8 protein-coding genes are annotated in these 8,878 nt (G+C 48.6%); 3 read left to right on the forward strand and 5 right to left on the reverse strand.

Annotated features, from left to right (window positions below):
* From ACYVI2_RS12160 to pgi, 3 genes are all read right to left on the reverse strand, one after another.
* A partial coding sequence (locus ACYVI2_RS12160; protein WP_460490310.1) for a hypothetical protein occupies positions 1 to 370 on the reverse strand: 370 nt, incomplete at its 3' end.
* A gap of 197 nt (positions 371 to 567) precedes the next feature.
* Positions 568 to 1,482, reverse strand: a complete 915-nt coding sequence (locus ACYVI2_RS12165; protein ID WP_415821461.1) for a glycosyltransferase family 2 protein — start codon at positions 1,480 to 1,482, stop codon at positions 568 to 570.
* Positions 1,483 to 1,526: 44 nt separating this feature from the next.
* Positions 1,527 to 3,143, reverse strand: a complete 1,617-nt coding sequence (pgi, locus tag ACYVI2_RS12170) for a glucose-6-phosphate isomerase (RefSeq protein ID WP_415821462.1) — start codon at positions 3,141 to 3,143, stop codon at positions 1,527 to 1,529.
* Between the two features lie 381 nt (positions 3,144 to 3,524).
* Between pgi and ACYVI2_RS12175 the strand changes: the two genes are divergently transcribed.
* From ACYVI2_RS12175 to ACYVI2_RS12185, 3 genes are all read left to right on the forward strand, one after another.
* Positions 3,525 to 4,889, forward strand: coding sequence for a capsule biosynthesis protein (locus ACYVI2_RS12175; RefSeq protein WP_415821463.1), 1,365 nt, complete (start codon positions 3,525 to 3,527; stop codon positions 4,887 to 4,889).
* Positions 4,890 to 4,987: 98 nt separating this feature from the next.
* Complete coding sequence (locus ACYVI2_RS12180) at positions 4,988 to 6,415, forward strand: glycosyltransferase (RefSeq protein ID WP_415821464.1); 1,428 nt, start codon at positions 4,988 to 4,990, stop codon at positions 6,413 to 6,415.
* Between the two features lie 242 nt (positions 6,416 to 6,657).
* Positions 6,658 to 7,761, forward strand: coding sequence for a hypothetical protein (locus ACYVI2_RS12185; protein WP_415821465.1), 1,104 nt, complete (start codon positions 6,658 to 6,660; stop codon positions 7,759 to 7,761).
* A gap of 337 nt (positions 7,762 to 8,098) precedes the next feature.
* Here ACYVI2_RS12185 and tnpB read toward each other — a convergent pair whose 3' ends face one another.
* The gene (gene tnpB, locus ACYVI2_RS12190) at positions 8,099 to 8,332 is read right to left on the reverse strand and encodes an IS66 family insertion sequence element accessory protein TnpB (protein WP_415821466.1); all 234 of its coding nucleotides are present in this window, start codon (positions 8,330 to 8,332) and stop codon (positions 8,099 to 8,101) included.
* 206 nt (positions 8,333 to 8,538) lie between these two features.
* Positions 8,539 to 8,748 (reverse strand): transposase, encoded by a 210-nt coding sequence (locus tag ACYVI2_RS12195; RefSeq protein WP_415821467.1) that lies wholly within the window; start codon positions 8,746 to 8,748, stop codon positions 8,539 to 8,541.
* Between the last annotated feature and the right edge of the window lie 130 nt (positions 8,749 to 8,878).

Below are 8,878 nucleotides of genomic sequence, written 5' to 3' on the forward strand. Positions count from 1 at the left end.
AAAAATTTACCTTTTTGAAATCCCGGGTTGCTTCGTTGGGTAAATGAACTGGCTCAATATCGAACAATGACGAGTCTTTTGCAATGCCCATCGTGGGCACAAAGGAAGCCTCATCTGTCGCAATGTCGGAGATTTTCGACGAGAATATTTTGTTGGTCTTTTTGTCGCGAATGAAATATTTCCCTTCTAAGAAATTAATTTCAACGACTATAGGTTTTATTTCACTTCCATGAAGCGCTCCACTCTTCATATCTACAGTGGAAAGATAAATCTTATTAGCGGGCCGGTGGGAAAAAAACAGTTCGTTATTTTCCCCAAGCCCTAAAATTGTGTCGCCTGATCTACCTTTAACAATAAATGACTTGATCATAATGTTCCTGCACTTAAAAAATAAATGACGACGATGTATTCGTTCTATTTGCGGCCAACGTCTATACTTCAGCACGCTGGTACAAAATACCACACTCTTAAGAAGTTATAGAGTCTTATGGTTACCACTGCGTTAATCTATCCCGCGCCTTCGAAAACGTTGTGTTGCTAACCATTGGTGGCATTACTTAGCGGAATCTATTTGGATCGCAGGCGCTGGATCAGCGTACGCCAAGAGTTGCGTTGTGGCTGGGGGGTAGACGGATCTGTAGGCATCATGAGTTGTGTCAAGTACTCTACTTCGTTTTTTACCAGCGGACTCAGTTCCTTAGCGATCAGGCAATCATCCTCATTGCGATCATGGCTGAGAAAGTATTTTTTATGCTTTACTCGAGATTTCTTCGTGGCACTACCGCGCCGACTTTTGCCAACCAAGAATTCTTCAAGGGATTTCGTTGCATAGTGATTGACGCGTGCTTCATCCCAGATAATCTTGCTACTAAGACCTTTACCGTGTTTGAAGTGAGGGATGATGTCCTCGCCCGTTGCATCAATGTATCGCCCACCGGATAGTTGCACAAAATGAGGATTTGCAAATTTGATGGCTCGTTCTGGCCTCAACAACGTTTTAATATGATAATGGACACCAAAGCTTTGGGGGGCCCGTTTGGTGAACCGTTCAATGACAAGGCCGTCCTCAGCAAACAGAGCTCCGCCTGAACCGAAGTTTGCCCAATTTAGGCCCACCGCACTAACGTCGGGACTCGCAAATAGTTTATCGATGAAAGGTATAAGAGATGTGCTGCCGTCCATGGGCAAGAGATATTCGTCCGCATCAATGAATGCTACGACATCACATCTTCCACGTACATGCGTCAGTAGCATTGCATATGCGGGCATCTGAGCGTTGCCACTTTCAGGTGTGGGAAACCGGATGCATTGCAAGACGCCATGCTTGGCCAATGCTTGCAGCATTTCGCTGGTGCCATCATTGCTATCGTTGTCAGCGATAAAAAACTTATCTACGCCAATTACGCGATGATAGGCAATCCATTCCAGTAAAGAATCAGCTTCGTTTTTAACGATAGCCGCTACGCTTAGTTCTAATGACACTCGTTGGCTGTTTTATTGTTAGACAGCCAACGAGTATATCCTGATCAGCTATTTTCCCGCGATATGCTAGGGGCGAAGCGTTGTAACCAATGCTGCGTTGAAGCATCGTGAGACATGCGTGTGACAGTTTTGCCATCTGCCATATTTTGCCAATCTTTACGTATGCGCGAAGTGAGTGTTTTGCCCAGCTCTACGCCCCATTGATCGAAAGGATTGATGCCCCAGATAAGTGCTTGTACGAAGACCTTGTGCTCGTAGAGTGCAATCAATGCACCTAGCGTGTAAGGGCTAAGGCGTGGTAGTACGATCAAACTGGAAGGACGCCCTCCCGGGTAGACTTTGTGTTTGGCTAACCATTTGGCATAGTCTGGATCGGTATTTTTATCCATTTCAGCTAGGACATCTTCGTACGATTTGCCACGTAGGAGAGCCTCGCGTTGTGCCAAGCAGTTGGCAATCAATTGCTGATGATGGTCGGGCCAGCGATGATCTGCTTGTTGGCAGATGATGAAATCGACTGCAGCGCCATCACCTTGGTGTAACCACTGAAAAAAAGTGTGCTGCGCATCCGTACCTGGCATCCCCCAAACTGCAGGGCCAGTTGGCACTCCCACCGGCTCACCGGCTAAGGTGACGGATTTACCTAACGATTCCATTTCCAATTGCTGCAGATAGGGGACCAAATGGAACAGGCGTGAATCGTAGACGGAAATATTTAGAGAGCTAAATCCCAATACGCTCCGGTTAGCGACGCCAGCCAAAGCCAGTTGGACTGGTGCGTTGCGGTTGATGGGGGCCGTACGAAAATGCTCGTCCATTGCATGCGCGCCTGCCAGCATGCCTGCCATTACGTCAGTACCCACTGTTAGCGCCGTGGACACGCAAACTGAAGACCAAAACGAGAATCTGCCGCCAACCCAGTCCCAAAACGGGAAGATTTGATCTTTTGGTACGCCGAACTTGCGGGCGATAGTGGGGCGAGCAGTCACGGCCACCAACTGGCGTTCCGGATGCTTAACGCCAGCAGCGCGGAGCCATTCAATCGCGCGCTGTGCGTTTTCCAGGGTTTCCGCGGTAGTAAATGATTTGGACGCTATTACTACAACGGTTTCATGCGGGTTAAGGCCTGATAAGCCTCCTTCAATTGCGTGGCCATCGATGTTGGCGACGAAGCGGATGTCGCGCCAGGTGCCGGTATAGCCAAACGCCGCGACAGTTAGGCGCAGTCCCCAATCGCTACCACCTATGCCAATATGTAGTACGTGGCGCCAGCGTCGTTCGTTGTCCGCCCGCTGCACAAACTGTAGCAGTCGATTGCGTTCATGAGCCACTTCAGGAGTGGGAGAGGGTTCTCGGAGCATGGAATGCCATGCTGCGCGATCCTCTGTGTGATTGACGACGCCGCCTTCAAGCAACTGGCGGCGCATCTGCTTGAATTCGCGGGCTCGTAACAGAGCATGAGACGCCTCGGTAAACGCTTCTGAAGTAGGTTGCGCACTGAGGTCAATGCTAAGGCCGGCCGCTTCGATGATTCGCAGCGTTTCGCCCTTACGGTCTGCTAGCTCAGCTGCCTGTCGAAAAGCTTGCCATTCAGCCATTGTGGGCAGAGCAGGCGAGTCATGTGCAGGAATGGGGGTCAAGATAGAGGCTGAGTCTTTCATCGGTATTTGCTGCTGTCGCGGGATGTATGTCTTAAAACGAGATCGGCTCGCTACGTTCCAATGTCAGCGTAGCGGCGGAAACAACAAGTCAAGACGGTACGCTCTTTCTATGAGGGTAATGTAACTATTTTGTATAGCTTTGTGATTGTGCAGCATATGCAGCGTCGTACATCAATGCAAGATAATGATACATAAATAAGGATTGGGATGCCATAAAATATTGCAGTGCATCAATTTAACAATATGATGACTAGTAACATTAGTAATGTATTGTTGTTCAATGTGCAAATCAAATCGCGAGAAGACGGCAAATTTCTCACTGATGCTGAGTACAATACTAGGTTTTTCTTATCGGCGTTTGTGCCCGATTAGCAGTCGCGAATGATAGCTGACACGCAGCGTAGAATCCTGTTTTTACAGGGTCCCCCATCCACATTCTGGCGTCAGCTTTGCGATCATTTTGAATCGTCGGGCGCTATTACGCGTCGTATCAACTTCTCAATGGGAGATTGGGCTTATTGGCGTAAACCCGGGGCGGACAACTACCGTGGGCGCTTTAGCCGCTGGGGGCTCTTCCTGCGAAAGTACTTGGTTGAACATCAAATTACCGACATCCTGTACTACGCAGATCGACTCCCGTATCACGCTGTGGCACGAGAGGTAGGGGCTTCGCTCGGGGTGCGGACTTATGCGGTGGAGTTCGGTTATTTGCGGCCCGATTGGCTGACTCTTGAGCGCGGTGCGATGGGGGCCCTGTCTCATTTTCCCAATGATCCAGAAGTCATTCGGCAAATTGCCCGACGTGTGCGCAGCTTTACTCAGCCCAAGGAACATTTTACGCACCGGTTTGCGCAGGAAGCCTCTAACGAAGTGGTCTATAACCTACTGACGGCACTGGTGCCGTATGGGTATCCGTTTTATCGAGCGGATAAGTATTATCACCCTCTTGTCGATTATTTGAGTTGGCTACCCAGCGCGTTGCGCAAGATGTTCACAGAGAACAAACGCTCGGAAGCGGCCTTACGACTGCGTATTGAACGTAAGCGGTATTGGATGCTGGCATTGCAGATTCAGGCGGATTATCAGTTGCGTACAAACTCGCACTACCATCGCCAAGCCGATATGATCGCAGAGGTGATCGCATCTTTTGCCGAGCATGCCCATCCAGAGGGGCATTTAATAGTGAAGCTACATCCGTTGGATAACGGTATTGAACGCTGGGAACGTTTGGTCGAACGTTTGGCGAAAAAGCATGGAGTCGCAGAACGGGTGCTGGCAGTTAGTGAGTGCGATTTGAAGCGGACAATCCGGCGCAGTCGAGGGGTAATTACCATCAACTCCACGGTGGGCTTACATAGTCTGCGTGCAGGCACGCCGGTCAAAGTGCTGGGAGTGGCAGTGTATGACATTCCTGGGCTTACGCATCAAGGGTCGCTGGATTTGTTTTGGCGAAAGCCCCAAAAAGTGGATAAGACGTTGCGGAATGCATTGGTAAGTGCATTGGCAGCCACGATTCAGGTGCATGGATCGTTTTATCACCCGGAAGGGAGGAAGTATGCTTGTCGCGAAATCGTGCGTAGGGTAATGAATAATTTGGTGAACGAGCCGAGTGCATTTGTGAACCCGCCCCCTCGATTGGAGCAGGCGTTGGAGCGCAATGTCCCTATTTTTAGCTCGCTTAAAGGCAGCGGCATGGAGCCTTTCAAGCCAGCCTCTTGCCCAGTTGTCTCCGCATCAAATCGTTAATTTAAGTGGTCCAGGTGTAGGCTGACTGCGGGTTGAGCTGGCTTAAGATAAGTTCGGCGAGGTCTCGAATTTAATGCAGAAGGTGCTGTTGGCTCGCTATGAAAATCGAAGTCATAAATTCACAAGTTTATGGTAATCCATATCAAAAGCTCCTCTATACAGCAATTGACGCGAGATACCAGATAGTATCGGGCACCTTAAGTAAGGCCATCAAACGGCAGCAAGCAACTGAGTGTTCCATCTACCACATTCATTGGGAGGAGTCCCTCTTTTCGCGCTGCACCACTGTTGCTCAGGCAGCACGAGTGCGTCGCGAGTATGTGAAGCAATTGAGAGACTATATCGCTATCGGCGGCAAAGTAGTATGGACATTGCATAACATTAAGCCTCACGAGTGGCGATTTGTGCGGACGCTTTTGTCTTTGCGTAAAGATATCGCCGAATTATCTCATCGCATTTTGGTTCATAATCAGACTGCGTTATCCGTGCTACAAGAGCAAACTGGGCTGGTAGATCTGTCCAAAGTGACCGTGCTACCTCACCCAGCATACTTCGATGTTTACGAGTCCGTTGATCGAACAATCGAACGGGCGGGAAGGCCTGCTGCGAATCCTCGCACGCTGCTATGTTTCGGCTTGGTGCGTGCATATAAGGGTATTCCTGATTTATTAAGGAAATTGCCTCAAGACTTTATGGTGCAGCATCAATTGGCATTGCATATTTGTGGCAAGCCCTTACGAGCAGATTCGTTTTTAAATGATCTGTTGGCTCAAGGTTCGGAGCGCCCCGAAATCACGTATACCCTCACCTCTATACCTGTCGAAGAGGTTGCCGAACTATTCAGGTCAAATGCAGGCTTAATTCTTCCTTATCACAGAGTCCTTACTTCCGGGGTGGCTGTGTTGGCGCTGACACTAGGCGTGCCTACAATTGCGCCCAATACTCCGGCCATGAGAGAACTATTCCCCGAGTCTTCGCATCATTTGCTCTTCGAACCTCGTTCGCCGAAAGATCTGCGTCGTGCTGTCGTTGCGCTTGCAGATATGCCAGGAGAGATACGCGAGCAGATAGCTGAAGACTATATCCAACAAGCACTCTTGTATCATCCTCAAAGAGTTAGTGGTGCTCTTGGCGCAATCTATGATGAGTTGATTGGGCTAGCGGGTGACAACTGTTGGATCCGGTTGTGGGGACGCAGGCCTGCAATGCTTGATGACGTAGCAGCACAATCTCGTGTACCCTTTCTACTTCAATTGATTTCAGGAAACAGATCCATGGCAACTCGTGTATCCAAAGCCGCTGCTGTAGCACTTTCTAATCAGCAGCTAGCGCTTGAACTTGTAAAAGCAACATTGGTCGGTAATGTTCGAACAGGTGCTTCCGATGAGCTTATATTAAATAACATTAAAGATGTAAATACGCTTACGGTGGAGAGATCTAGACTGGATGCGGCCTATGCTGTACGGCTTTACACTAATATTCTAAATAGACTAGAGCAATGGTCTGCAGGACAGGACGAAAAATAAGACTGCCAATTTCCTTGGTTGATAGGCCGCTAACTCGCCCATATTGAACGATTGGGCGAGTAGTTTTTATTTGAAGTTGGAGTCCATTATCATCCAAAACTTATTAATTGGCTTCAAATTTCTAGAGCTGTTGCAGCCTTCCTATTTTAGGATTTACACCAAATCGAGGGAATTTTTCACGTAATAATGATGAAATAGTGAAAAATTAGATCGGTAAATATCAATTAGATAAGCTTTGAATCATGTCCAATGTATCCACTCATAGTGACACCCTAGGTCAAGCATGTTTGAGTTCGAATCAAATAATTTCTGAAAGCAAGACTCAGTCGCCTCCTCTAGTGGTTAGAGGCAATAATGGCCTCCGTAATGAGAAGCGTTGGGGAGGGGTTAAAAACTATTTTAAGAATTTGGACCAATTTAAGGCGGCTGGTGCCATACGAAATGGGTTAACCACGATTGACATTGGTCCCACTTTTATTGATATTTATGCCGAATTAAAACCAGGAAAACCGCTGTATGTTTACTTTAATGGCGCGCAGCGACGATGGGAAAAAAACATAAAATTGCCTATTTTTTCTGGGAACAGTGTGCATCCGTCGGACGAATGCTCTAGGCTGTCGATAAGCGACCCCGCCTTGCATCTAGATAAATATATAACGTTGGCGTGGTATGTTGGCTCAACAGGGTTTGCTACTCAGAAAGTCATAATTCCGGAGATTTTAGACAAGATAATTAGCTTGTCTAATGCTAGTACTGTAGTCTTCGTCGGTGGTTCTGGCGGGGGGTTTGCAAGCTTATATTTTTCAAGGTTCTACCCAAAGTCTATTGCTGTTGTATGCAATCCGCAAACGCACATATTGAAATATAAAGAAAGGCAAGTGCGTAAGTTTCTACAAGTTTGCTATGGAGTGGATTACATATATTTAGCAGAAAAAGACCCAAAATTGACCCTTGGAATTACTAAAAGCCTGTGTAGACTATATAATCCTCGGCGAGGAGAGCTGACGAATAGAATAATATATATGCAGAATATAAGCGACGATTTTCACTACACAGGCCATTATGTGAAGTTTGTCGAAGCCTTAGGCCTGGATGTAGTCGAGAATGTTGGATTTCATCAGCAAGGGAACTTCTTGACATTGATTGGCGACTGGGGGGATGGGCATATTCCGGCTCCAGGTCATGTTTGGCGCGGAATCCTAAAGAATATCTTTTTGTATGAAAAGGACCTCGATGCCTTGATTGTCAATAATCAAGCAAGAAAATTAATAAACGATGATGCTTTTGTGAAAGAGAGTCCTCCTGAGAATTCCATATCGGCTCCGCTGTTGTCCGAAAAGGATTAATCCGATACTGAGACCATTGGCTCTCGCCGAATGGACGGCCAGTAGCTCCGTCGTTAATGCTTCGAGGATTTTAGACATCGATGTCGAGCATTGGTAAGCGACCGGGAACTACATCCCCGATCCACCCTGCGCAGGAAATTTTTAAACAACGGACTTCGTTCGGTGAGAGAAAAGCCAGAAAGCGTATCCGCCAGGGTTGTTTACATGCGCAACGTCAAACTATTGAAAAACTCGAGCCGTCGGACTGGCTGTATATACCAGCAGTCCGACGGTCACGTTGTCGGAATCGTCGGTCACCATCCCGGAATCCCCGGTCACGTTAAATCGAAATCATCGGTCACGATGAAACGGAATACCCACGACCTTGATTTAACCGCCTGGCTGCGAGCCAGACGCCAATGCCATCATGCACCAACACCTTCACGGGAGTGGCGCGGCGATTTGCAAATAGGTACGCATGATGCGGCTGAGCAGCCCCAAACACCTGGACCACTCGGGCCAGTGCCGTCTCGGTGCCTGCCCGCATATCCATCGGCTTGACCGCCAACCAGATCTGGTCGATGCGGATCATCGCATGACGTCTCGCAGCCACGCCGCACAACGGTCAGCTTGAGACATCGGCCAACGGATTGATGTCGTCATATCGTGATGCCGCAAGTCAATCAGAATCTCGCCTTGAGTGATGGTGCTCGGGATTGCCTCCGGCTTCGGTAGCCGTAGCGGGACGAATTGAGCGGCGACGTCACGTTGTACGGATGACGCTTTTGCGAGCTCATGCTACCTCAGTCTCTCAAGCTCGATCATCCATCGACGCAAGAGATAGGGATTAATGCCGTGGTCCATGGCAATCGCCGTCAGCGATACGCTTGGCTGCTGACAACTCGCGATCAATTCGGCCTTGAATTCCGGGCTATGTGTGCGTCGACGTCGGCGAGTAGGCTCAAGCGAATCCATAGTGCATACGTGGTAAGCGTCCGGCCATCCCATATTGACACGCCCGCATAAGCGGGCGTTGCTGTTTATGGTGTTTGCGGTTGCCAGTTATGCGGTAAGCGTCCGGCCATCCCATATTGACACGCCCGCATAAGCGGGCGTTGCTGTTTATGGTGTTTGCGGT

This window comes from Bordetella tumbae, from assembly GCF_054780995.1.